General features: G+C 45.2%; 28 protein-coding genes and 1 pseudogene. 17 read left to right on the forward strand and 12 right to left on the reverse strand.

Annotated features, from left to right (window positions below; genetic code table 11):
- Positions 1-43 precede the first annotated feature (43 nt).
- The 9 genes from ACIPDS_RS02250 to ACIPDS_RS02290 all read left to right on the forward strand — a co-directional run bounded on the left by ACIPDS_RS02250 (position 44) and on the right by ACIPDS_RS02290 (position 8217).
- Positions 44-400, forward strand: coding sequence for a hypothetical protein (locus ACIPDS_RS02250; protein ID WP_370928366.1), 357 nt, complete (start codon positions 44-46; stop codon positions 398-400).
- A 53-nt stretch (positions 401-453) separates the two neighbouring features.
- Complete coding sequence (locus ACIPDS_RS02255) at positions 454-3651, forward strand: host specificity protein J (protein WP_400732272.1); 3198 nt, start codon at positions 454-456, stop codon at positions 3649-3651.
- A gap of 245 nt (positions 3652-3896) precedes the next feature.
- A complete protein-coding gene (locus ACIPDS_RS02260) occupies positions 3897-4169 on the forward strand; it encodes a hypothetical protein (RefSeq protein ID WP_348588865.1) in 273 nt (90 codons plus the stop codon).
- Positions 4166-4804 carry a hypothetical protein gene (locus ACIPDS_RS02265; protein ID WP_062779914.1) on the forward strand — a complete coding sequence of 213 codons (639 nt, stop codon included), beginning with the start codon at positions 4166-4168 and terminating at the stop codon, positions 4802-4804. Before ACIPDS_RS02260 ends, ACIPDS_RS02265 begins: the two co-directional genes overlap by 4 nt.
- A gap of 71 nt (positions 4805-4875) precedes the next feature.
- Positions 4876-6177: a phage tail protein gene (locus ACIPDS_RS02270; RefSeq protein ID WP_400732274.1), complete on the forward strand. Its 1302-nt coding sequence runs from the start codon at positions 4876-4878 to the stop codon at positions 6175-6177.
- Positions 6178-6313: 136 nt separating this feature from the next.
- The gene (locus ACIPDS_RS02275) at positions 6314-6448 is read left to right on the forward strand and encodes an OmpW family outer membrane protein (RefSeq protein WP_400733411.1); all 135 of its coding nucleotides are present in this window, start codon (positions 6314-6316) and stop codon (positions 6446-6448) included.
- Positions 6449-6910: 462 nt separating this feature from the next.
- Positions 6911-7096 carry a general stress protein gene (locus ACIPDS_RS02280; protein WP_400732275.1) on the forward strand — a complete coding sequence of 62 codons (186 nt, stop codon included), beginning with the start codon at positions 6911-6913 and terminating at the stop codon, positions 7094-7096.
- A 92-nt stretch (positions 7097-7188) separates the two neighbouring features.
- Entirely contained in the window at positions 7189-7686 is a 498-nt protein-coding gene (locus tag ACIPDS_RS02285; RefSeq protein ID WP_400732276.1) for a ferritin-like domain-containing protein, read from the forward strand.
- Positions 7687-7710: 24 nt separating this feature from the next.
- Positions 7711-8217 (forward strand): ferritin-like domain-containing protein, encoded by a 507-nt coding sequence (locus ACIPDS_RS02290; RefSeq protein ID WP_400732277.1) that lies wholly within the window; start codon positions 7711-7713, stop codon positions 8215-8217.
- A 17-nt stretch (positions 8218-8234) separates the two neighbouring features.
- On the opposite strand, the gene ACIPDS_RS02295 is transcribed toward ACIPDS_RS02290, so the two are convergent.
- The 3 genes from ACIPDS_RS02295 to ACIPDS_RS02305 are packed head-to-tail and all read right to left on the reverse strand — an operon-like array spanning position 8235 to position 9757.
- Positions 8235-8786 carry a 2-oxo-tetronate isomerase gene (locus tag ACIPDS_RS02295; protein ID WP_400732278.1) on the reverse strand — a complete coding sequence of 184 codons (552 nt, stop codon included), beginning with the start codon at positions 8784-8786 and terminating at the stop codon, positions 8235-8237.
- A gap of 11 nt (positions 8787-8797) precedes the next feature.
- On the reverse strand, positions 8798-9244 hold the full coding sequence (locus ACIPDS_RS02300; RefSeq protein ID WP_400732279.1) for a DUF421 domain-containing protein: 447 nt from the start codon (positions 9242-9244) through the stop codon (positions 8798-8800).
- A 9-nt stretch (positions 9245-9253) separates the two neighbouring features.
- Positions 9254-9757, reverse strand: coding sequence for a hypothetical protein (locus ACIPDS_RS02305; protein WP_400732280.1), 504 nt, complete (start codon positions 9755-9757; stop codon positions 9254-9256).
- 139 nt (positions 9758-9896) lie between these two features.
- On the opposite strand from ACIPDS_RS02305, the pseudogene ACIPDS_RS02310 reads away from it, so the two are divergent.
- The 4 genes and pseudogenes from ACIPDS_RS02310 (at position 9897) to uraH (ending at position 12181) form a co-directional block, all read left to right on the forward strand.
- A pseudogene (locus ACIPDS_RS02310) lies at positions 9897-10289 on the forward strand (YgiW/YdeI family stress tolerance OB fold protein).
- A 254-nt stretch (positions 10290-10543) separates the two neighbouring features.
- The gene (locus ACIPDS_RS02315; RefSeq protein WP_400733413.1) at positions 10544-10768 is read left to right on the forward strand and encodes a hypothetical protein; all 225 of its coding nucleotides are present in this window, start codon (positions 10544-10546) and stop codon (positions 10766-10768) included.
- 268 nt (positions 10769-11036) lie between these two features.
- A complete protein-coding gene (locus ACIPDS_RS02320) occupies positions 11037-11627 on the forward strand; it encodes an acyltransferase (protein WP_400732281.1) in 591 nt (196 codons plus the stop codon).
- A gap of 143 nt (positions 11628-11770) precedes the next feature.
- Positions 11771-12181: a hydroxyisourate hydrolase gene (uraH, locus tag ACIPDS_RS02325; protein WP_400732282.1), complete on the forward strand. Its 411-nt coding sequence runs from the start codon at positions 11771-11773 to the stop codon at positions 12179-12181.
- Positions 12182-12658: 477 nt separating this feature from the next.
- Here uraH and ACIPDS_RS02330 read toward each other — a convergent pair whose 3' ends face one another.
- The 5 genes from ACIPDS_RS02330 to ACIPDS_RS02350 all read right to left on the reverse strand — a co-directional run bounded on the left by ACIPDS_RS02330 (position 12659) and on the right by ACIPDS_RS02350 (position 15465).
- Positions 12659-13294, reverse strand: a complete 636-nt coding sequence (locus ACIPDS_RS02330) for a DUF421 domain-containing protein (RefSeq protein ID WP_166514146.1) — start codon at positions 13292-13294, stop codon at positions 12659-12661.
- Positions 13295-13303: 9 nt separating this feature from the next.
- Complete coding sequence (locus ACIPDS_RS02335; protein WP_400732283.1) at positions 13304-13750, reverse strand: DUF3290 domain-containing protein; 447 nt, start codon at positions 13748-13750, stop codon at positions 13304-13306.
- Positions 13751-14087: 337 nt separating this feature from the next.
- On the reverse strand, positions 14088-14216 hold the full coding sequence (locus ACIPDS_RS02340; RefSeq protein ID WP_400732284.1) for a hypothetical protein: 129 nt from the start codon (positions 14214-14216) through the stop codon (positions 14088-14090).
- Positions 14217-14266: 50 nt separating this feature from the next.
- The gene (locus tag ACIPDS_RS02345) at positions 14267-14746 is read right to left on the reverse strand and encodes a hypothetical protein (protein ID WP_400732285.1); all 480 of its coding nucleotides are present in this window, start codon (positions 14744-14746) and stop codon (positions 14267-14269) included.
- Entirely contained in the window at positions 14743-15465 is a 723-nt protein-coding gene (locus ACIPDS_RS02350; protein ID WP_400732286.1) for a transcriptional regulator, read from the reverse strand. Before ACIPDS_RS02350 ends, ACIPDS_RS02345 begins: the two co-directional genes overlap by 4 nt.
- Before the next feature lie 332 nt (positions 15466-15797).
- On the opposite strand from ACIPDS_RS02350, the gene ACIPDS_RS02355 reads away from it, so the two are divergent.
- Both ACIPDS_RS02355 and ACIPDS_RS02360 read left to right on the forward strand, forming a co-directional pair.
- Positions 15798-16493: a hypothetical protein gene (locus ACIPDS_RS02355; protein WP_400732287.1), complete on the forward strand. Its 696-nt coding sequence runs from the start codon at positions 15798-15800 to the stop codon at positions 16491-16493.
- A gap of 129 nt (positions 16494-16622) precedes the next feature.
- A complete protein-coding gene (locus ACIPDS_RS02360) occupies positions 16623-17258 on the forward strand; it encodes a carbonic anhydrase (protein ID WP_166514141.1) in 636 nt (211 codons plus the stop codon).
- A gap of 92 nt (positions 17259-17350) precedes the next feature.
- On the opposite strand, the gene ACIPDS_RS02365 is transcribed toward ACIPDS_RS02360, so the two are convergent.
- The 3 genes from ACIPDS_RS02365 to ACIPDS_RS02375 are packed head-to-tail and all read right to left on the reverse strand — an operon-like array spanning position 17351 to position 18249.
- Positions 17351-17533 (reverse strand): DUF1869 domain-containing protein, encoded by a 183-nt coding sequence (locus tag ACIPDS_RS02365; protein ID WP_052281740.1) that lies wholly within the window; start codon positions 17531-17533, stop codon positions 17351-17353.
- A 4-nt stretch (positions 17534-17537) separates the two neighbouring features.
- The gene (locus ACIPDS_RS02370; protein WP_112204898.1) at positions 17538-17891 is read right to left on the reverse strand and encodes a DUF1971 domain-containing protein; all 354 of its coding nucleotides are present in this window, start codon (positions 17889-17891) and stop codon (positions 17538-17540) included.
- 31 nt (positions 17892-17922) lie between these two features.
- The gene (locus ACIPDS_RS02375) at positions 17923-18249 is read right to left on the reverse strand and encodes a DUF1971 domain-containing protein (protein WP_400732288.1); all 327 of its coding nucleotides are present in this window, start codon (positions 18247-18249) and stop codon (positions 17923-17925) included.
- 212 nt (positions 18250-18461) lie between these two features.
- On the opposite strand from ACIPDS_RS02375, the gene ACIPDS_RS02380 reads away from it, so the two are divergent.
- Together ACIPDS_RS02380 and ACIPDS_RS02385 are read left to right on the forward strand one after the other, a co-directional pair.
- Positions 18462-18722 (forward strand): DUF2534 family protein, encoded by a 261-nt coding sequence (locus ACIPDS_RS02380; RefSeq protein ID WP_166514139.1) that lies wholly within the window; start codon positions 18462-18464, stop codon positions 18720-18722.
- Positions 18723-18919: 197 nt separating this feature from the next.
- Entirely contained in the window at positions 18920-20395 is a 1476-nt protein-coding gene (locus ACIPDS_RS02385) for a GGDEF domain-containing protein (protein ID WP_400732289.1), read from the forward strand.
- Between the two features lie 99 nt (positions 20396-20494).
- Here ACIPDS_RS02385 and ACIPDS_RS02390 read toward each other — a convergent pair whose 3' ends face one another.
- Positions 20495-20599, reverse strand: coding sequence for a YoaK family small membrane protein (locus ACIPDS_RS02390; RefSeq protein ID WP_166514137.1), 105 nt, complete (start codon positions 20597-20599; stop codon positions 20495-20497).
- Between the last annotated feature and the right edge of the window lie 14 nt (positions 20600-20613).

The raw sequence follows: 20613 nt of genomic DNA on the forward strand, positions 1-20613 counted from the left end.
CGTGTGTTAGGATAAATCCGATTGCAATCAAAGGATGATCTTAATGAAAAAAATTTTAGTTGTTGCTCTTGGGGCTCTGTTACTTTCTGGCTGTTCTATTCGTGTTGCTGATTTGACTGTTGGTAGTACCAAAAACTACAACATTAACGGTAATAAATTTGTCACTGGCCCACGAGTAATCGCTGAAGATTCCTATCCTGTAGTTATTTTCCCACTAGGAATTCCAAATATGAAAACAGCAATTGATAAAGCGATTGAGAAAGATAAATGTGCTGTTGGATTGAGTAATCTGGTTATCACTCAGCTGAATCATTCCTTCCTTTTCGGCAAGATTGGTGTTCGGGCTGAAGGTAATTTAATTATCGATAAATCATTACCGGGTTGTGAAAATCACAGCTAATGGTTTCTTAAAATGATGAGCCACCTACGGGTGGCTTTTTTTATGGGTGCAATATGGCAACGATTACTGGTGCAAAGGGTGGCAGCCAGAAGCAACACACGCCTGTCGAACAACCAGACTCAGCTCAATCAATGGCGCGGTGCCGCATGCTGCTGGCGTTGGGCGAGGGAGAGTTTGCTGGTGGACTGGATGCCACGCGAATTTTCTTAGATGGCACGCCGCTAGGTAATGCCGATGGCACAATGAACTTTGAGAATGTTACCTGGGATTTTCGCCCAGGGACGCAGTCGCAGACACCGATCCCCGGCTTTCCGGCGGTTGAGAATGAAACCAGCATTGGTGTTTCGCTTACGAAAGTTACCCCCTGGACGCGAGCTATCAGCAACACGCAGATCGACGCGGTACTGGTGCGCATCGGCATTACTGGTTTGCAGCAGCAGGAGAATGACGGAGATATCGTCGGCACCACCGTAAAATATCACATCGATTTGTCCGTTGATGGTGGTGCTTATGCAACGGTGCTAACCAAGACAGTAACGGAGAAACTCAGTTCGCTGTATGAGTTGACACACCGTATCAATCTTCCGAAAGCGAACAGCAGTTGGCAGATCCGAGTCGTTCGCGATACCGATGACAGCACTAGCCAGATGTTGCAGAACAAAACGCAGGTGCAGGCTATTACTGAGGTGATTGACGCCCGTCTACGCTATCCGCATACCGCTCTGTTGTACGTATCGTTCAATGCCAAGTCATTCAGTAATATCCCAAAGATTTCCTGCAAACCGAAAGGACGAGTAATCCGCATTCCGCAAAACTACGATCCCCTGGCGCGCACTTATAACGGCACATGGGACGGTACATTCAAATGGGGCTGGACCAATAACCCTGCGTGGATTTGGTTCGACGTGCTGACGGAGCAACGCTTTGGCCTGGGGCGCCGCGTGTCGGCGGACATGCTGGATAAGTGGGAGCTTTACCGGATTGCGCAGCGCTGCGACCAGAAAGTGCCGGACGGAAAAGGAGGCTCCGCCACAGAACCACGTTTTATGTTCGACGTTTATATTCAGGCGCAAGCCGATGCCTGGCAGGTGATTAAGGATATCGCCGCGGGCTTCAATGGCATGACGTTCTGGGGCAACAACATGTTCAATGTTGTCTCTGACATGCCGGCGGATACGTCGAAGCTGCAGATACTCACCCGCGCATCCGTTGTGGGTAAGCCGAGCTACTCGAGCGGAAGCGAGAAGAACCGCTACAGTTCGGCGCTGATTAATTTCAGCGACCCGGATAATCACTACCAGGATCGCACCACCGCCGTGATGTTCCCTGAGTTGGTGAAGCAGTTTAAGTTTAAGCAGACACAGTTGACGGCGATCGGATGTACGCGAGAAAGCGAGGCGCAGCGCCGTGGAGGTTGGGCGGTATATTCGAACTCTCTTGACCGCATCATCACGCTGCAGACCGGGCTTGATGGATTCGCATATGTGCCGGGTACCGTTTTCGCTTTTGCTGATGAACGGTTGTCAGGGCGGGTCTATGGTGGACGTGTTGTTGATTACAACGCCGGACTTAAAGCCGTAACAACGGATCGCGGTACCAGCGCCGTTGCTGGCGATACGCTGATGATTCGAACGCAGGGTGGTATTGTTGAAAGCAGGGTAATTCAGGCTGTAAATGGCACACAACTTATTTTGGCCACGCCATTCACTGCAGTGCCAGCACCTAATGCAGTATTCGTCATCGATGCTGGGCAGCTGCGCCTGCAGTATTTCCGTGTAACTAATCTGACGTTCAATGACGAGGAAAATACCTTCAGCATCACTGGCGCAGAATACAACGCGTCAAAATATGATGCGGTCGATAACAATGCCCGCCTGGACACGCCGCCAACCAGCCTGATACCAACTGGCCTCGTCAACCAGCCGACCAATATCGTGGTCGCGAGCTATGACGCGGTGCGCCAGGGGCAGCGAGTAGCTACCCTTACGGCAACATGGGATGCACCTCTCGACAAGAACGGCAAGCCACAGGCTGATGTCATAGCCTATCGGGTACAGTGGAAGCGCGGCGACAATGAGTGGATTAACGTACCGGAGACCGGCCTTCGCAATATCGAAGTGCCTGGCATTTTCGAGGGGGATTATCTGTTCCGCGTCCGCGCTATCAACTCTGGTGGTTCATCCAGTCTATGGGCAACTTCTGTTCTGACACACCTCACTGGGCGCACCGGTGATGTGCCGAAACCAGTTGGTTTACGGACGACTGCCATCAACTGGGGGATACAGATTGACTGGTCATTCCCAGCGGATACAGGCGATACGCTCCAAACCGAATTGCAATATTCGGTAAACAGTAATGGGGATAATCCTCTACTACTGGTTGGAGTGCCATATCCGCAACATACCTACTCTCAGTTGGGCTTAAAGGCTGGAGTTGAATTCTGGTATCGTGCTCGCCTGGTCGATCGTATTGGCAATCAGAGTGACTGGACAGGCTGGGTTCGTGGTGAATCCAACGCGAATGCTGATGACTACCTGGGAGATATTGCCGGCGATTTTCTGACATCAGAGGATGGCGAACGCCTTACGGGAGACATTGATACCAACCTTGAAGGCATTATGCAGAACGCGCTGGCGAACCACGGAACCGTTGAGCACCAGTTTGCTCAGTTAGGTGAGGTTCGCGCCGATATCCTGGTGGTGAAGACAACTATCGCTGATGTGGATAAGGCCATGGCGGAAATGTCCACGCAGGTGCAGGCGCAGTTTAATGGCGTAACTGCGGCGCTGGAAGATAAGCTGACCGCCGTCGTGGATGCCACTGGAGCCTCAGCGATTTACACCCTGAAAACTGGGGTTCGCATCAACGGGGTAATGTATAACGCCGGGATGTCGATTGCGGTGCTGGCGGAGTCTGGTAAACCAGTGGTTACTCGCGTCGGGTTTAACGCTAACCAGTTTGTCCTGATGAGCGGCAGCGGCAACACGCAATATTCACCTTTTGCCGTGGTTAATGGGCAGGTGTTTATCAGTGATACGTTTATTCAGTATGCCAGCATTACCCTTGCAAAGATTGGTGAATTACGCTCATCGAATTACGTTCAGGGTAAAACAGGCACCATCATGAAAGCAGACGGAACGTTTGAAATTAATGGTTCTAATGCAGGTGATGGCAGAACCACAATAGATAATTACGGACAGAAGGTATATGACAAAAATAATACTCTTCGGGTTGTTGTTGGCAAATATTAGCGGTTGCGCCTCTATTTCTCAGGCATTAAATAGTGGCGTTAAAAGTGTCGATTGTACGGCTGTATATTCTTCGCATTTAGGTGCCGGTGCTGAACTTCGTACTGCGACAGTTTCTATCAAACAGATCCGCATTGATAAAAATGGGACGTATTGGGTCAGACCGATTAATAGTCTTTATGTTCGATTCTTTCCTGGCTGGAAGTCTACTGAACACCTGACAAACTACCAATGTAAAGGGGATGATTATGGCTTACGGAGTGCAGTTGTTCGACGCTAAGGGGAATGAGCTGGTGGGGCGATTCAACCCCACCTTTGTTGCCGCAGTTATCACTTCGCCAGCGTCAGGCTCTAAGGCTTATCCGGTTGTTGAGGGCAAAACTCTGGTCGCAGATCCGCAAAACATATTCACCCCTAGCGGTTCAAAAGGCCAGACTCCGGCAACGGCGACCGTGGCCAATGGGACGGTAACCTGGTCTAACGCGTCAGTAAATCAGCCAATATTGGTGATGTACAAATGAGTTATGGTATTAAAATTTTTCGTGAAGACGGTAGTCTGTTTATTAGTCCTGAAGTCACACCGATGAATTTTATCGGTGTATATCGTTTCACAGGAAATATGACGATCCCCACAGACATTCCAGCCACGGCAAACGTGATTTCATTTATCCGTAACGATTCTGCAACCGGTGCCGCTTATGTTATTCCGGTTGCTTCAAATGGGAAATGGAATCTGAATTTAAACTGCAATGGGGTAGGCGGTCATGTCTACGTGTTCGCAAATGTTGTTCCTGTTGCGCATGGTGTTGGAATGGCAGTATATAACGCTAACGGCGATATGGTCTGGAATACAGATTGTTTGCCGCTTGAGCTTCATTTTGTAGATAACCCGTGGAACGGCTCAGGAAATGGCAATGGTGCAAACTACGACGTTAATGTTGGGCTTCCGGCGGCAGTTGTATCTGGTATGAGTTCAAATTACCTGGTCCCGTTAGATCCCGCTGCTGGGATTTATATTTATGGGACGCTGACGGCACGCGCTTATGACAACATCGTTGGCGGGTATTCCATTTACAGCGAACAGATTAACGGGCAGGCTCCCACACCACGATTTAAAAAACAGTATATCTACATCGATACGCGGCTTTATTCGTAGAGGCTGCTTACTATCCAAATCACTAACCTCGCTCCGGCGGGGTTTTTTATTTCATGAACACTGGAGTCCTTATGTCCGCAGGAACATTAACCCTGACCAACAAATCAGCCGCTGTTACCGGTTCCGGCACGGCGTTCACAACCGAACTGGCGGCCGGTGATTTCGCCGTTGTTACTGTGGGCGGTATTCCGTACTCACTCCCGGTGAAAAGCGTTAACAGTAATACATCGCTGACGCTGGTGAGTAACTTCACTGGCCCAAGTCAGGCGGGAGCAGCATGGTATGCCATGCCGCGTGTTGCGATGAACCTGGTTACCGCTGCACTCGTTACCCAGAGCGCGGAAGCCCTGCGCGGACTGAACTATGACAAACAGAACTGGCAATCAGTGTTCACCGCCAGTGGCACCATTACCGTTACGCTGCCTGATGGTTCAAATTTCACAGGTCCATCATGGAAATACCTTGCCGATAACATGGCCACAAAATCCGGTGGCGCGGTTCCTGTTAATCAGGGAGGTACCGGGTCAACCTCAGCCCAGGGGGCTCGTACAAACCTCGGGTTAGGAACCGTTGCAACATACACGGTTGCGACATCAACCTTAGACTGGAACCCCAACCGGGTTTTATATACCGGCTGCTGGGGAATCGGTGCGCAGGACTGCCCTACAATTTCAGAAGCTAATGCGGCAAGGCAAGGTGGTATCGTCCAGGGAGGTGGTGGGATAGGGACTAACTGGGCCGATGCATATTGCCCAGCATTGGTCATGAATCGTTCTGAGCGTCTGTTTAGTCAGATTCAGGTTACATCTGCAAATCGAATGGCCTGGCGTATTGGCGAAGGTGGGGTGGGTTGGAAGCCATGGCTTACTGCGTGGGATTCAGGAAATACCACAGTTGATTCCAGTGGGTTCATAAAGAAAGCATCGCCAATTATCAAAATCTACTCCGATGGCCATTTCGACATCAATGAAGAATCTGAGGGGTGTACCGTGACACGGTTAGCTGTCGGGGAATACCTGATTGAAGGCTGCACTGGTATGAACTCTGATGCGAGCTGGGGTGGCATTGATGGGGGCTTTGATATTCCACAGGACCGCAATAAACAGCCTCTTCTCTGGCTTGATTATGAGGTTAATGCTGATGGTTCAGTACTGGTAAAAACCTATCACCGGACTCACCCGGACGCACCAGCGTTTGCCCGAAACCTGATTGGCACGAAAGACGATGCTGGAAACTTCACTGAAACAGTGCTGAATGGTGAGCTGATCGATATTCCTGATGATGTGTTTATCTCGGTGCGCGTTGAGATGCCGGCTGACTCTGTTTATAACCTGAGTTTGCTGGACAGACAAAGAATGGAACTTGCTGAGTAAGTCATGATTGCTCCAAAAATCCTTTTGCAAAACTATTTTTATTTTCATTAATATCAATCAGTTAAAACCACATGAATTTGCCTGTATTCAAGGAATGAAATTGAGCGTTTTTATTTAAAAAACAGAAGGATATTCGATTTTTTTCACGGTGCCGGTCTGGTACATGGATATCGACACTAACGTGAAGTTTAAAGCGGGTGGCGTTAACCAGAGCGTAAGTACCAGACTGGAACCGTGGGTGTTCATGTTCTCTGCTGGCTACCGCTTCTGAATTCTTCTGCAAAACCTCTCTGCAAAACTGGTTATTGCATGACCAGTTTCTTCCACTACTTCGACAAAATATGAACAGATTTTGTTTACATCGTATTGTTCTCCGCTATCCCGAACTTTGAAATAGATCTTGCGATATTTTTTTCAAAAGTTATTTAGCCAGGTACATTATTAAAGATTTGTAATTTATTCATGCTCTGCATGAGATTAATCCTGGTTTTTATGGGTTAGGTATTATTATCAGGGTTGTCATGCAGTTAGTTTGTTTTAATTTTGCGTAACGTAGAAATTAACAATCTGAGGGGCTTGTAATGCTTTGAAAAATAAAGGTGGCGAAATAATGTGATACATTCCATAAATTTGACTAAATCAGAATAACCACTAATGTTAAACACTGAACAACGACAGGTACGAAATACATTTTTGTATCTGACTGACATAACCGATATATATGAGGTGATATATGGCAGAGCATCGTGGTGGTTCCGGTAATTTTGCTGAAGACCGAGATAAGGCATCTGAAGCAGGCCGCAAAGGAGGTCAGCACAGCGGGGGGAATTTCAAAAACGATCCGCAACGTGCATCTGAAGCCGGTAAGAAAGGTGGACAGAATAGTCACAGTGGTGGCAATAAATCTGACAAATCCTGATTATTAGCTTCAATCTTCTCTTTTAACTAAAAGAGTACCTTGCGGGTCCGTTTAAGACCCGCAATTATTTCTACAGCCTAGAAGGTATTCCTATGAATATGAAAAATATTGAAGATGTATTTATTCACTTGCTTTCAGACACCTACAGTGCCGAAAAACAATTAACGCGTGGGCTGGCTAAACTTGCCAGAGCAGCATCAAATGAAAAACTCAGCGCGGCTTTTAGTGCGCATCTGGAAGAAACGCGAGGACAAATAGAACGTATAGATCAAATACTTGAACAAGAACCGGAAATTAAACTTAAACGTATTAAATGTGTGGCAATGGAAGGGTTGATTGAAGAAGCGAATGAGGTCATCGAAAGCACAGAAAAAAATGAGGTTCGCGACGCAGCATTAATCGCTGCGGCACAGAAAGTAGAGCACTATGAGATAGCCAGTTACGGCACTCTGGCCACCCTGGCGGAACAACTGGGTTATAAAAAAGCGGTGAAACTTCTCGCGGAAACACTTAAGGAAGAAAAAGATACCGACCTGAAACTCACCGACCTTGCGGTAGGCAATATCAATAAAAAGGCCGGGGAAAAATAACATTACTGACTCGAGGAAATCACGATGAATCATATTGAGCATTACCATGATTGGTTACGGGATGCGCATGCGATGGAAAAGCAAGCAGAATCCATGCTGGAATCAATGGCAGGCCGTATCGATAATTATCCTGATTTACGTGCCAGAATAGAGCAACACCTGACCGAGACAAAACGCCAGATTACAGTGCTGGAAGAGATTCTTAAGCGAAATGATATCTCGCGTTCTGTACTAAAAGACTCGATGAGTAAAATGGCCGCTTTTGGTCAGTCAATTGGAGGGATGCTCCCCTCAGATGAGATTATCAAGGGCGCGATCAGCGGCTATGTATTTGAACAATTTGAAATAGCTTGTTATACCTCGTTTCTAGCTGCCGCTGAGAAGGCGGGTGACACTGCCTCCATACCCGCAATTAAGGAAATTCTGGCGGAAGAACAGGATATGGCGGATTGGCTTATTAAACATCTCCCGCAAACGACTGCGCAGTTTCTTGTGAGATCTGACGCAAAGGGCGTTGAAGCCAAAAAATAAAGTTCTTTGTAGTCTGCTTATGGCCTGGCAACGGCACTGACAAACCACAGTCCCTGCTGTTGCCAGGCAGAAACTTCTTCCACTAAAACAGCCAGGCTGTAACAGACTGCTTTTGCAATGACATCCTGACAGCCACCGGAAAAAAGTATCCGTTTTGTTACCGTCTGCCCGCGGAAATTCCACGCAAACCAAATTGTCCCCGCTGGAGTACCATCCTCTCCACCGTCTGGTCCAGCATAACCACTAATGGCAATGCTAATATCTGTTCCGGCGCGTATCCGGGCACCTTCCGACATTTCTATCACCGTTTCTTCACTAACGGCGGTATATTTCTCCAGCGTGCTGGCCTGCACACCAAGCATTTTCTGTTTTGCATTGTCGCTAAAAGTAATGATGCCAATATCATAAAAAGCGGCCGTATCTGCCTCCGCGCAAAGCGCGGCAGCCAGAAGTCCCCCCGTGCAAGATTCAGCCGTGGTTAAGGATAAGCCGCTATCAATGAACGCATCTGCGATCTTTTTTGTTAACTCGCCAGCGGTTTTGGCTTCGATGTACTCTGAGCTTTTCATTATTTCCCCCCTTAATCCTCATTAGCTATAACTGAAATATGGCCATTGCGCTCCAGAATGGCATACTTAATTTTCCCAAGTTCCGTAATACCCTGACTCTGCCGCGCAGCCACTAAAATATCGTCGAGAGAGACATCAACCATTTTCATTTTCTCCATTAACGGTACGCCGTGATCCAGCAAAATTACAGGTGAACCATCTAGAGCAGATTCGGCGCCATTGACCTGTTTTTTAAGGAATCCAAACACTATATCAATCACTACTAGAGTGACAATGGTGAGCATCGCGCCCGTTATGGAAAAATCATTGCCAAGTAATGCTTGTTGTGTGGCTTCGCTGATAATCAATAATAGAATCAGGTCGAAACTGGTCATTTGCAATAATGCCCGGCGTCCCAAAATTTTGAACACAACCAATAAAATAAGATAAATGGCTAGAGCTCTCAGCACCATTTCCATACTGATCTCCTACGGATAAATAAATTGTCTGAAACGGATTTCAGGATTGGTGTTTAACTGAACTACACTTATTACGCTACCGGGTTTTACTGGGGTGACATGTAACCAGATGGATGTTGTTTTCCGGTTTTCATGTCCGTTATATACCAGGTAAAGGTCGTCGCCCTTGCTGTACATTCTGTCAGGTTGAGGCCAGATATTTTCTATCTGATGAAAAATATTGAAATCTCCACCTAGGCGATAAATATTTTCACCAGGATGTTGATTTTTAGCTGAAATTTTGAAATTGAACTCTGTTTGCAAACGTCCAAATCGTTCGAAATTTAATGTCATTTCTCCGGTTGTGTTCTTACTCACGGCATCACTGAAATAACCACCAGAAAATGCACCAAACAAGGCCACAATGATAATACAGAGTAAAACAGCGAACCCAACTTTATGACACTTTGCCTCAAAATTCAAAAAACGTGGACTTTCTTCAATTCCGAATATTTTCTCATTTTTTCTGGGCATTTTAACCTCACCGTATCGCTAGTATCTTGTCAGCTAGATGATTTATAGGGATATTATCTTTTAATACTGTTCTGGTTTGCCAGATTAAGGAATAGCAATCAGACTTAATAAGTCAAGTTGTTACTGAGGTAAGGACGGAATGAAATTATACGTGGCACCATCAATAGATTTTTTTTAATCCCGACAGTTTTTACTGACGATGACAATGGTGGACTGAACAAAGATACTGCGCCGCCGCCGCCACACGCTCTGGATGAAGGATGCCGAGGTACAGAAGATGCGCGAATCATGACGGTTCAACAAGCTAAAAGTATGCATGACGGTGCAATCATATCCCTGCGCGGGAATCTGATTGATGGTCAAGAGGGAGGTAAATTTTTTTTCGCGACTAACCGGCAGCCTTCATACCCTGATTCCACTTTCTGTCTTTGATGGTCGTACGGTAGAACCTGATCAAATGATCAGTATTAACGGTAGTCTGGACACGAAAACGCAACCTCCTGTGGTTCGTGTTAACAGAATACAAAAGTAACATTACTACTGTTCTGCAAACTCCACGACACAGAGTAACCCATGCTGGCTGTGTGGTATTGCATACCTGAGGAAGTATACTAAGGTCTGCTTTTCTCTCATAGCGGCCATAAAAAGTTCAGATATTCGTTCTGCAAAACTAAAATTAAGGCTATGTAAATCAGATAGTTAAAAGCACATGAAACGTTACTGTTTTGTGGTTTGAAAATAGAGATTTATCCATATAAAACAGATTGATAGAGTATTTTTATGGCTATACTAGAAGGGTACTTCGATCTAGACAACGCCACCGGCGCTGACGCCTCTGAAAACCGTAAGCGTTTGCTGGCTGTTCAAGCCGCGTTAGAAATATCTAAAGCCTCGGTTTCAGCCTCTACCGCAAACTCTGGGATCCGCTCCCAGATGGACTTGCGCAACGTTTCACAGGAAGTTGCGTCACTGGCCGATGCGATCCAGGACGCGCTGGAAATCGGTGAGTAATTGCCGTTGCCGCCTTCGGGCGGCTATCCCCCACTTTTCCTTTTCTGCAAAATTCCTGCAAAACTGACTAAAAAAACAATTTTCTCCAACGGTTTGCTCGCGAATCATTGACCTAGCACTTTCTCATACTTGTCAGCATAGCGACCATCAAGTTTGTAACAGCGCGCCGTATGCAGGTGTGCTGGTTAAGGTGGCATGGACATATCTGGTAGTATTAATATGCTACTTTGCCCTCTAAATTTTCCCTTTGTAACGTTGGCCATTAAAAATGAACCCTTTTGATGTTGGTTTTTTCACCGAGAATGAATTAAAAAATTTCGGCTTCAAGAAAGTAGGACGAAATGTTTCTATTGCAAAAAACTGTACAATAATAGGCCTGAATAACATTTCCATTGGTGATAATGTCAGAATCGACGGATACACAACCATAGTAGCCAATGGCAATGGTTTTTTAAACCTGGGATCATTTATACATATAGGCGGATATTCTTTATTGTCCGCTGGCGCAGGTATAACTATGGAGGATTTTAGCGGTGTTTCACAAGGCGTTAAAATCTATAGTAAAACAGATGATTACACTGGCAATAGCTTAACTAATCCGACAGTCGATCCAAAATACACAGGAGTCACTTCCGGGGAAGTTATTTTAAGATGCCATGTCATTATTGGTTCAGGCACGGTTATTCTTCCTGGCGTTACCGTCTGGGAAGGGGCGTCCGTCGGTGCATTATCTCTTGTGACAAAGCACCTTCCAGAATGGGGAGTGAATTTTGGTGCGCCTGTGGAAAAAATAAAAAATCGGAAGAAAAAGTTGCTTGAGCTAGAACAGGAATTTTTATCTCAGTACCGAGACTCCTGATTCGGGTACCCGCTCCCAGATGGGCCGGGCAACCTTTTGCTGCAAGTGCTGGCTGGTACAATGAAGTATCACAATAATTTGAATATTTTTTCTCTGAGTGTCAGCTAAGATTTTCCTGTGATCTCAACTACAGGATGAAAAAAATGAAGATAGTCAAAGGGCTGTTAGTGCTTTCAGCGTCAATTCTTGCTCCCGTTGCTTTTTGTGCACCACTCGGCACATTGAGCGTTCATGTTCTGAATCAGCAAACCGGTATCCCATCTGAAAATGTTGGTGTGACGCTTGAAAAGCAACAGGACATGGGCTGGACTAAGATCGCTGAGGGAAAAACAGATGGTGATGGGCGAATCAAGTCGCTTTATCCCATGGATAAAGATATGCAGCAGGGCGTTTACCGGGTCACTTTTAAGACTGGTGAGTACTTTAAAAGTGAAAAACTAAACTCTTTCTTCCCCGAAATACCCGTGATTTTTACGGTGAGTAAAACAAATGAAAAGCTTCACATCCCTTTGCTATTGAGCCAATACGGTTATTCAACTTATAAAGGAAGCTGAAGCTGCGGCGACGTACTACAAGGCTAAATTGTCCTTTTGGTCTTTTTATCGCCAATTGAACTATCCTAAAATACTGCTCCATAAGCGAAATGTGTTACATATTTTTACCGCTGTAATTACAATGCCGCCCAAGAGGAAAGTACTCTTGTAAACGAATTTTGGGCAAGGCTAAGCCTGCGGTGATTTTTCAACGTTTTCGTCCAGGTCAGCTATAAATGCTGACCTTTTTTTTATTCGTCATTTACTCAACTGGATAAAGCGCCGAATTTCTATCTTCCTCGGCGGAAAGGGGTGAATCTCCGGTGAGTGATTAACCTCCTGCAAAGACTGTCATTTTTCTTTCAAGTAAGGAAATATCCTTGTTGTTAGTACCTGATCTCCAACACCTAACACCTGCCTCGCAGAGAGGGGAACGTTTGAACTGGTAACAGGTATTGCCTGAGTAGTGCCAGTTGGTAGTGCTGAATTCTGGATTGTTTATTTTTCATATCCGTACAAATTAATCCTACCCGATAAATACTCACCTAAATATACTTCGCTGATTTTATTGAAACCTTGCTTTGTAACTTCATTTTCCAACCAGTCACTGTCCTTGTTAAGAATTTCTAGCAGATCATTGTTGGCTAAACCATCTACTATGATTGGGTAGCGTATATTTTCATCACCACTCTGTATAATGGTTAACTGCCCATTTTGCTCGAGTACTACGCGTTTTAGCTGCTCTATTTCATAAATTCCATTTGCTCTTAATTTGAACATTAAATCATTTGCAGATACGCCATTTCGCAAACATTCCCGAACATTGATGCAGCCGTTATGTACCAAAGTAATCGGTTTTCCATCAATTACTCTTTTAACTAACCTATTATTTTCTTTCAAAAATTTAAGGACTAAGACCAGAAAAGTCCATATAATTAACACCAGGACAAATTGGAGTACTGTTATCGATTCGTTGTAAATTACACCACCTATAATTCCCCCCAGAACATAGTTTTGAACCTGATCCATTGCGGATGAGGGGGCCAGATTTCCTTTCCCCATAAGATTTATTTGCACGATCAAACACAGTATACCCAAGCCCAATTTTATAATTATAGGTATGTAAATTATCATTTCCGGCCCTCATTTTTTAATGATTTCAATTTGTGGGTTTACTAACGAAACCTCAATTAGGTTGTATGTTTTTTGATCCGGGCTTAAGTTAACACGGTAGTAAAGATCATTAATTTTAACAATAATTCCATCTGAAAGTTGCACTGAACTTGAAAATATAGAATTAACATCTACTTTTTTTTCTTGTGATAGCAACCTTACAAAGTTAACCATTTGTGATGATTGGGAGTGTATATTTTGGCTATCGGTATAATCAGCATACTGAACACCTGAGATAAAAAGTAAAAATAAGAAGGCAATGATCGTTAGGTCACGGTATTTTGTTTGTAAGCGATGGCGCATGTACAGGCTAAAAACAATAATAAGGATAAATAAACTACTAAATATAATAATGTATTTTAAAAAATCATTGATGTTAGACTGCGTTTGGAGATAATCGATACTATAAAATCTCATCTGTCTAATCCCTGCATCTTAAGACCGCTTTTTATTATAGTAACACATTGCTGTTTTCCCCTCAGATATTACTTAACAAATACAAGCAGAAGTTTGCCTTGATCTTTTAGGAGGAAGGATGGGACATCGATAGATTAGCTATTTTCGATGAATAAATATTCGTTCTAAATGTGTTCAAATCTATCATATGCGGCTAATCAAACGTTCAGGCACACAGGCTTAAGGGGACCGGTTTGCATGGATGCTCAAAATGATACTCAATAAGTTAGCCGTTAAATCTTTGGCTAACCTTTGGGAGCCGCTGAAACATGGGGCTGCGCCACGTTTCTCTGGGACTTTATGCGCTGACTGATGCAATCCCGAATGCACGGGGAATCATTATGCGATCGCCATTGTTGTCTCCCAGCGGCAATCCAGATTTTTCACTCTTAGATAAAACAAACACTAAATTATCTGTTTTCTCCATGCCTTTCCCGACAAACCATTCTCCTTATTCCCTGTGTCCTTCGTGCTTTCTTAATGTACAGCGCAGATGAGAAAAGGCCCTGCATTATTAGCAAAAACCATGTTTCCGTTAGGCAACTGACGAATTCGAATGATACGTTGCACCCCAGACAAAAGTGGCATGAGGTACTTGTTCTCAAGCTCGGCAGGGATGTTGTCTCCACCAGAACGAGACGCCTTAGTGACTTCCATCAGATACTCATCTGGGCCGATACGCGTATAGTCATAAATAACAGCACGATTTAAACTGTAATACTTATTTTCATTCTCAATATTGCCAGAAATATAAAGGAAAGCGGCACCACTGCGTGAGAAGGAAATGTTTTGACTGAACGTTAAAAAAGGTGTGCTCTCAGCATTATTATGGAAGGAGGAGTTAGACGATGAACACGTGAAGTTAAGGTTATGTCGCGTATAGACATAACCCATCATCAAAAGCCCAGCCAGAATGAGCAGCCCGACACTATACATTAACACTTTCAATTTTTTCATCCCTGAACCCAGCTGTAATAATACATATTTTGGCAAATGTCACGGCTATCGGGCCACTCCACGCAGCGGCTTACCAGCACTCGAGCCTCTTTATCCAGATGCAATTTTTCCTGCGCATGAATGTAAAACGCCGTGTTTTGCGAACAGGTTTGTTTATTCATGGCTAAGGCTTTTTTCACAACATCAACATTGACGGTGTCCATCGTCTCACTTTTAACACCGGAGATATCATAGATAGCACATCCTTTGAATTCGCCGATTTTACGTGGGATATTTTTTTCCGGCTGCATGAGGTAAACGAAAACGCCTGACATTATTGTGGCTAGTACACTCATGGCAGCAACATATCTCAGCCAATGAGTTTTGGTTTTATGGGCAACAATATTTTCAGAAACGCTAATGTTTTTACTAAAGTAATAGCCCGCACGAGGCACTGTGACAATGGCTTCCTGTTCCCCGATATAGACTGTCAGCGTTTTTCTCAGCAAGCTGATGTACTGATTCAGTGTATTGGACGATGAGACAATTCCTTCCTTCTCCCAGATGTCATCAAAAAGCGTATCGCGAGTGACGAGCTCACCGTGGTGTTGTATTAGATGCGTGAGAATTTTATGCGCAATAGTCGTAAGCGTTGTGGCTTCAAAGGGTTTCTCATTGATACGCCGTAAAGTTCCATTTAGGGAATCGTAGATGACCTTGCCGTCAATAAGATACAACATGACTCGTCTCCATATGTTGAGCATTTTAGATGATAGCGGTTTCTATTCCATCTGTACCGCGATGTTGATGAATATCGTCTTAATGGATTAATAATCTATAATTTTATTATAAATTAGTGTTTTTTGCTATAAATTATGTATACGCGATATTATATCGTTGTTAAGTGAGTGGTGTTTTCTGACACTAAGCGTGTTCTGACAAACGGCGTTTATCCTTGAATATCTGAAGAAGGGATTGTTCATCGAGTATTTTAAGTCGTTAGTTACTCACTTTGGCATTAGATATCGAGGATGTTTTAAAGAGTTAAACCTATTTTTTTTGTGAACGTTCAGTGGCGTTAACGCGTAAAGAAAATTATGGCGGGCAGGGGGGAGTATTCATCCAGACTTTGCTTCTATCCCGTTTATTTAACGGCAGCATAATGCTGAAACATTTATTAGTGCTGTCTTTATGTGTTGTAAAAAATATGACTTATTTCATTGAAACCAAAAATCATTATCAAAGATTAGCCCTGGAGGAACTCCTCGCGCATCATCGTGGCTATCCGTATACCTGTATTATTGATGTTAGTTCTTTCTGTTCCATTATGGAAATCATATCCTGCGTCAGGCGCCATCATCGTGCATCACGCTTTGTTTTTATTGGAGGAACAGATATTTATTCTCGCGCATTATCTCCTTTGATATCGCTTGAAAGTCGATTATCTGTATTAGAGTCCCTCGACCTAATATGCCAGGGGCAGGGGGCGACATATCATGAGACGATGGATTTCTTGCGCAGCTATAGGTGTATGGCAAACTATTCCCGCAGAGATAAAATAACGATTTATGGCATGTTGATAAGTAATACCTTGATGGGCGCAGCCCTGGAAATCGGTATATGCCCCAAATTGTTCTATCATCGCGTAGACAGTCTGGTAAAAAAACTCAATATGCTTAGTCGCTTGCAGGCACATCAGTTTTTCTACAGGGAGTATCCTGCGGAATTTGTTCGCTCGCAGCTTCATGACGCGTGCGTATGCGCATAACGATTGCTTGAAGCGCACTGGCTATCAAAAAGTTGATGCCATCGAACGCTTTCTCTTCTGCTCCCAAGTGGTACACTAAAAATGTGATTTCAATCATGACCTGCGTAAAAACAAAAAAGAGATACTGCTATGCAACATATCATTGAAGGATTCCTCAACTTCCAGAAAGATGTTTTTCCAGAGCGTAAGGAACTCTTCCGCAGTCTGGCCTCCAGCCAGAATCCGAAAGCACTGTTCATTTCCTGTTCAGACAGTCGTCTGGTGCCGGAACTCGTCACGCAGCAAGAACCTGGCCAGCTGTTTGTTATCCGCAACGCGGGTAACATCGTACCGTCCTTTGGCCCGGAGCCAGGTGGGGTGTCGGCGACGATTGAGTACGCGGTGGTCGCCTTAGGGGTGACAGATATCGTTATCTGTGGACACTCAAACTGTGGTGCGATGAAAGCCATCGCCACCTGTCAGTGTCTTGAGCCAATGCCTGCGGTTTCACATTGGTTGCGCTACTCCGACGCAGCAAAAGCGGTCGTTGAGAAAAAAACCTTCGATAATGAAACCGACAAAGTTAATGCGATGGTCGAGGAGAACGTTATTGCTCAGTTGAACAATATCAAAACTCATCCATCGGTGGCAGTAGGTCTGCGTGACGGTGCCATTCGTCTGCACGGCTGGGTTTACGACATTGAGAGCGGAGCGATTCGCGCGCTGGATAAAAACAGCAAATCGTTCGTGTCGCTGGCAGACAACCCAAGCGTTTTCTTTGAATAGAAAAGCAAATAATACAATGTCTTATTAATAAGATACTTGCGAACAGCAAATAGAAAAGGGAGCCATTGGCTCCCTTTTTAGTGCTAAAGAGACTACCACCCGCACACGTCGTGTTCGTTTTCCGTATCGTATGCGCGGACGGTATTAATCAGATCTTTAACCACGTCTGCCGCAACATCAGGGATCAGCAGTTCCATCGGTGTTTCAGTTTCATAATCCACAGAAATCCCGTTGCTGTTGTTGGTGACGGTCACCGTGTAGGTTGCCTTACCCATTTTATTACCCCTTGTGCGAATTCACGACTTTGCCCAAGCCTTTGCCTTCAAGCGTTGCGTCCGGGTCGGCAAAGAAATCGATATTGAAGTAGGTATCATCCGTCAGCAGCTCGATACGGTGCCATTTCTGCGGTGGAGAAATACCAAAGGAGCCGGCTTCAATGACGACTTCAACATCCGGCTCGGTAGCATCGCCGTCAGGAAAACCGAAATAGCGGACAGCTCCTTGCATCACAGAAAGACGACCATAAACGTGGGCCTTCGTATTGTGATGGGTGAATAGGGCTTTCGGCGCGGTATCTTTGTTCCAGAACGGGGTCGAACGCGAATGAACAAAATTTTCAGGGATGCGTAACATAGATGACTCCTTACTATATAGCTTTGTGGGCCTATAGAGATTTCAGCACATCAGCTTCGACAAAGAAGTCGATGTTAAATACGGTATCGTCGGTCATGGTTTCGATGTAATGCCACTTTTCCGGCGGAAATACGCCAAAGTGACCGGCTTCGATAATGAGTTCACTGTCAGGTTCAGTCGAGGTTTCAGAGGTGAAGCCCAGATAGCGGACAGAACCCTGGTGAACGGAAAGTCGTGGATAAACTCCCTGGCGTGTCCCTTTATCAAGGTGACGCTGGAAAATACCGGCTGGCGCCGTGTCCTTGTTCCAGAACGGCGTGGAACGGGTATGAATACAACTTTGCGGAATGCGTAGCATGTTTCCCCCCTATACGTTGAATGTATTAAATCACAAATTAGCCGGACTGTTTATCAAAAAATGCATTTAAAATGCAACTTACGATTTAGGTTAATTTTATGATCTGTATAGGTGCTGTTTGTGAATGTATGGCAACAATAAACATTCAATTTATGCCGCATTAATGTTACAAATACAGCGCAAAATTGTGAGAACAGCGTCGGGAGGATGCGATGATTCTGGAAAAACTGCGGACGCCGAATGGCAAAAAATTTCTGCTTTCCGCTTTAGTGGTATTCGTTATTGCCGTCATAGTGGTAGGGCGGGCGACGTTTGGCGGCGTGGTGAGTGAATATAATTTACCGTATTCGCAATGGACAACGAGCATGTTTGTTCTGCAAGGGGCCATGGTAGTCGTTTACAGCTCGATTTTTACGGTGCTCTTTTCGATCCCGCTCGCTTTTTGGTTTTTAGGCTCTGATATCCAGCGCTAATTCTGCCCGGCGAGTTTCCCGCTCGCCTTCCTGGAATCCTATTGCCAATACGTAAAAAGCCTGACACGATCAAATCCCCGCTTGCGGTATAAAAATCACCCATAATCATTCACATCAGAAATGAAAACGTACCGTGACGCCACGCCGGGTCATGTGGGTGACGTTTCAAGGATTTCACCCATCGGTCCGGGGTATTAGTGAGAATTATTCAGGATAGTCTGCGCAAAAAACAGTCACTCCTCGCTTCGGCTGCGGTGACATGTCTCCTTGTTTGTACGGCCATTGTCTTCTTTTACCAGCGTTCTGTGTCGCAGGTTAACGAAGGCATTAACGCGTTACAAAGCCAGATGGTATCGATGTTCAATGATAATGAGTTAATGGCTGAGGCAACCGGCGTGCGCTATCAGCAAATCAGCCATCATCAGCTGTGCGGGGATGTACCAAATTTTACCCCTCGGGGCAATGCGTGGGCTATCAATGCCGCACCCGGTGCCATCGATAAGGCCCATGGCGCACTCATCACCAAACAACCCGATGACAGCGCACGTTGCATCTATCAGGCCGCTGAATATATACGAGCCAAGGTTCGGACGCTCAATCCCGAACAGCATGACGTTCATCGCTACCTTATCGCAAAGGATGGTCGCTGGTTTTACTGGTTTACGCCAACCGATTCTGCCCCGTTTCAATTCGAGACATCGCAAATGGCGCAGAACCCTCACCATTTTTTTAGCAAACCGGAAATGTATTATGACCGTGTCTTGCAAAAAAGCTTACGTAAAAAATCGCTCAGTGCGACGCAGTTCTACGCGGATAAAATTACAGGCGACCTGGGATATACGATTGTGAGTTATATTTACGATCTCTCCGCCAGTGAGCCAAGTAACGATATTATTGCTTATCTTGCCTACGATCTGTCACGCGTTGAGATTCGTCGCATGTTGCTGTCGGCATTTGCGAATAAGATACCCGAGGGCTTAATACTGGGATTCCAGAGCCGTCAAACGGGCGAAATAATGTGTATCGTCGGCAATTGTAGCTGGCTTGATGATTATCGAATTCACCAGATATCTTTGCGCTATGAAATTAAATACGCGCTACCGGTTTTGTTTTTTGTCACGCAGGATCCTCGGGCATTAATGATGCTGATTCTGGCGCCGGTGTTGTTGGTTCTGCTGTTCCTGTTTTTCCGTTATCACTTAAATCGCGCGGATTTACGTTTTTATCGAGACCCGCTGACGGGCTGTTTTACGCGCAATATCTTCACGCTTGTTCAGCAGCGTTCATTGCCGTTTAGTACGGTGATCCTTTTCGACTGTAACAAGTTTAAAGCGATCAACGATAACTACGGGCATACGGCTGGCGATAAGGCGCTGCAGGCCATCTCATATTGCATGCTGACGGATATTCGCGCTAATGCAGATTGGGTCATCCGTAGCGGCGGCGATGAGTTTATTATTTTGCTCAACCGTACGGATATTGCGCATACGCATATGATCGCTGAGCGAATTGCGGCCAGAATTGCCGTTTTTCCCTTTAGCCCACAGGGGAAGCCTATACCGTTATCGGTGTCCTGGGGCGTCGCGCGGTGTGTCGATTCATTAGATGATGCCATCCAGCAGGCAGATGCGCAGATGTATGAGATGAAGAAAAAAAATGGAGAAAGTCGATAAGTCGGCAAATTACCGACTTATCAGAGGCTTACCACCAGCCGAACTCGACGCCTACGACGGTAATGATGGCGATAATTAACATGATTATCGTGGTCTTTCTCATTGTGCACCTCCCGGTAGCGCATAACCGCCAATAAAGAACCAGCCTAGAAAGACAAGCGCGATAAAGAAAATAACGATGGGAAAGGCGATACCCAATCTCATGGTGACATCCTGAT

Source organism: Kluyvera sp. NPDC087067 (genome assembly GCF_044745165.1).
Taxonomy (GTDB): Bacteria; Pseudomonadota; Gammaproteobacteria; order Enterobacterales; family Enterobacteriaceae; genus Kluyvera.

Bases quoted from the DNA above. Each gene is read 5' to 3' on its own strand.
- ACIPDS_RS02250 (WP_370928366.1), top strand. From the start codon at position 44: ATGAAAAAAATTTTAGTTGTTGCTCTTGGGGCTCTGTTACTTTCTGGC.
- ACIPDS_RS02255 (WP_400732272.1), top strand. From the start codon at position 454: ATGGCAACGATTACTGGTGCAAAGGGTGGCAGCCAGAAGCAACACACG.
- ACIPDS_RS02260 (WP_348588865.1), top strand. From the start codon at position 3,897: ATGGCTTACGGAGTGCAGTTGTTCGACGCTAAGGGGAATGAGCTGGTG.
- ACIPDS_RS02265 (WP_062779914.1), top strand. From the start codon at position 4,166: ATGAGTTATGGTATTAAAATTTTTCGTGAAGACGGTAGTCTGTTTATT.
- ACIPDS_RS02270 (WP_400732274.1), top strand. From the start codon at position 4,876: ATGTCCGCAGGAACATTAACCCTGACCAACAAATCAGCCGCTGTTACC.
- ACIPDS_RS02280 (WP_400732275.1), top strand. From the start codon at position 6,911: ATGGCAGAGCATCGTGGTGGTTCCGGTAATTTTGCTGAAGACCGAGAT.
- ACIPDS_RS02285 (WP_400732276.1), top strand. From the start codon at position 7,189: ATGAATATGAAAAATATTGAAGATGTATTTATTCACTTGCTTTCAGAC.
- ACIPDS_RS02290 (WP_400732277.1), top strand. From the start codon at position 7,711: ATGAATCATATTGAGCATTACCATGATTGGTTACGGGATGCGCATGCG.
- ACIPDS_RS02295 (WP_400732278.1), bottom strand. From the start codon at position 8,786: ATGAAAAGCTCAGAGTACATCGAAGCCAAAACCGCTGGCGAGTTAACA.
- ACIPDS_RS02300 (WP_400732279.1), bottom strand. From the start codon at position 9,244: ATGGAAATGGTGCTGAGAGCTCTAGCCATTTATCTTATTTTATTGGTT.
- ACIPDS_RS02305 (WP_400732280.1), bottom strand. From the start codon at position 9,757: ATGCCCAGAAAAAATGAGAAAATATTCGGAATTGAAGAAAGTCCACGT.
- ACIPDS_RS02320 (WP_400732281.1), top strand. From the start codon at position 11,037: ATGAACCCTTTTGATGTTGGTTTTTTCACCGAGAATGAATTAAAAAAT.
- uraH (WP_400732282.1), top strand. From the start codon at position 11,771: ATGAAGATAGTCAAAGGGCTGTTAGTGCTTTCAGCGTCAATTCTTGCT.
- ACIPDS_RS02330 (WP_166514146.1), bottom strand. From the start codon at position 13,294: ATGATAATTTACATACCTATAATTATAAAATTGGGCTTGGGTATACTG.
- ACIPDS_RS02335 (WP_400732283.1), bottom strand. From the start codon at position 13,750: ATGAGATTTTATAGTATCGATTATCTCCAAACGCAGTCTAACATCAAT.
- ACIPDS_RS02340 (WP_400732284.1), bottom strand. From the start codon at position 14,216: ATGGAGAAAACAGATAATTTAGTGTTTGTTTTATCTAAGAGTGAAAAA.
- ACIPDS_RS02345 (WP_400732285.1), bottom strand. From the start codon at position 14,746: ATGAAAAAATTGAAAGTGTTAATGTATAGTGTCGGGCTGCTCATTCTG.
- ACIPDS_RS02350 (WP_400732286.1), bottom strand. From the start codon at position 15,465: ATGTTGTATCTTATTGACGGCAAGGTCATCTACGATTCCCTAAATGGA.
- ACIPDS_RS02360 (WP_166514141.1), top strand. From the start codon at position 16,623: ATGCAACATATCATTGAAGGATTCCTCAACTTCCAGAAAGATGTTTTT.
- ACIPDS_RS02365 (WP_052281740.1), bottom strand. From the start codon at position 17,533: ATGGGTAAGGCAACCTACACGGTGACCGTCACCAACAACAGCAACGGG.
- ACIPDS_RS02370 (WP_112204898.1), bottom strand. From the start codon at position 17,891: ATGTTACGCATCCCTGAAAATTTTGTTCATTCGCGTTCGACCCCGTTC.
- ACIPDS_RS02375 (WP_400732288.1), bottom strand. From the start codon at position 18,249: ATGCTACGCATTCCGCAAAGTTGTATTCATACCCGTTCCACGCCGTTC.
- ACIPDS_RS02380 (WP_166514139.1), top strand. From the start codon at position 18,462: ATGATTCTGGAAAAACTGCGGACGCCGAATGGCAAAAAATTTCTGCTT.
- ACIPDS_RS02390 (WP_166514137.1), bottom strand. From the start codon at position 20,599: ATGAGATTGGGTATCGCCTTTCCCATCGTTATTTTCTTTATCGCGCTT.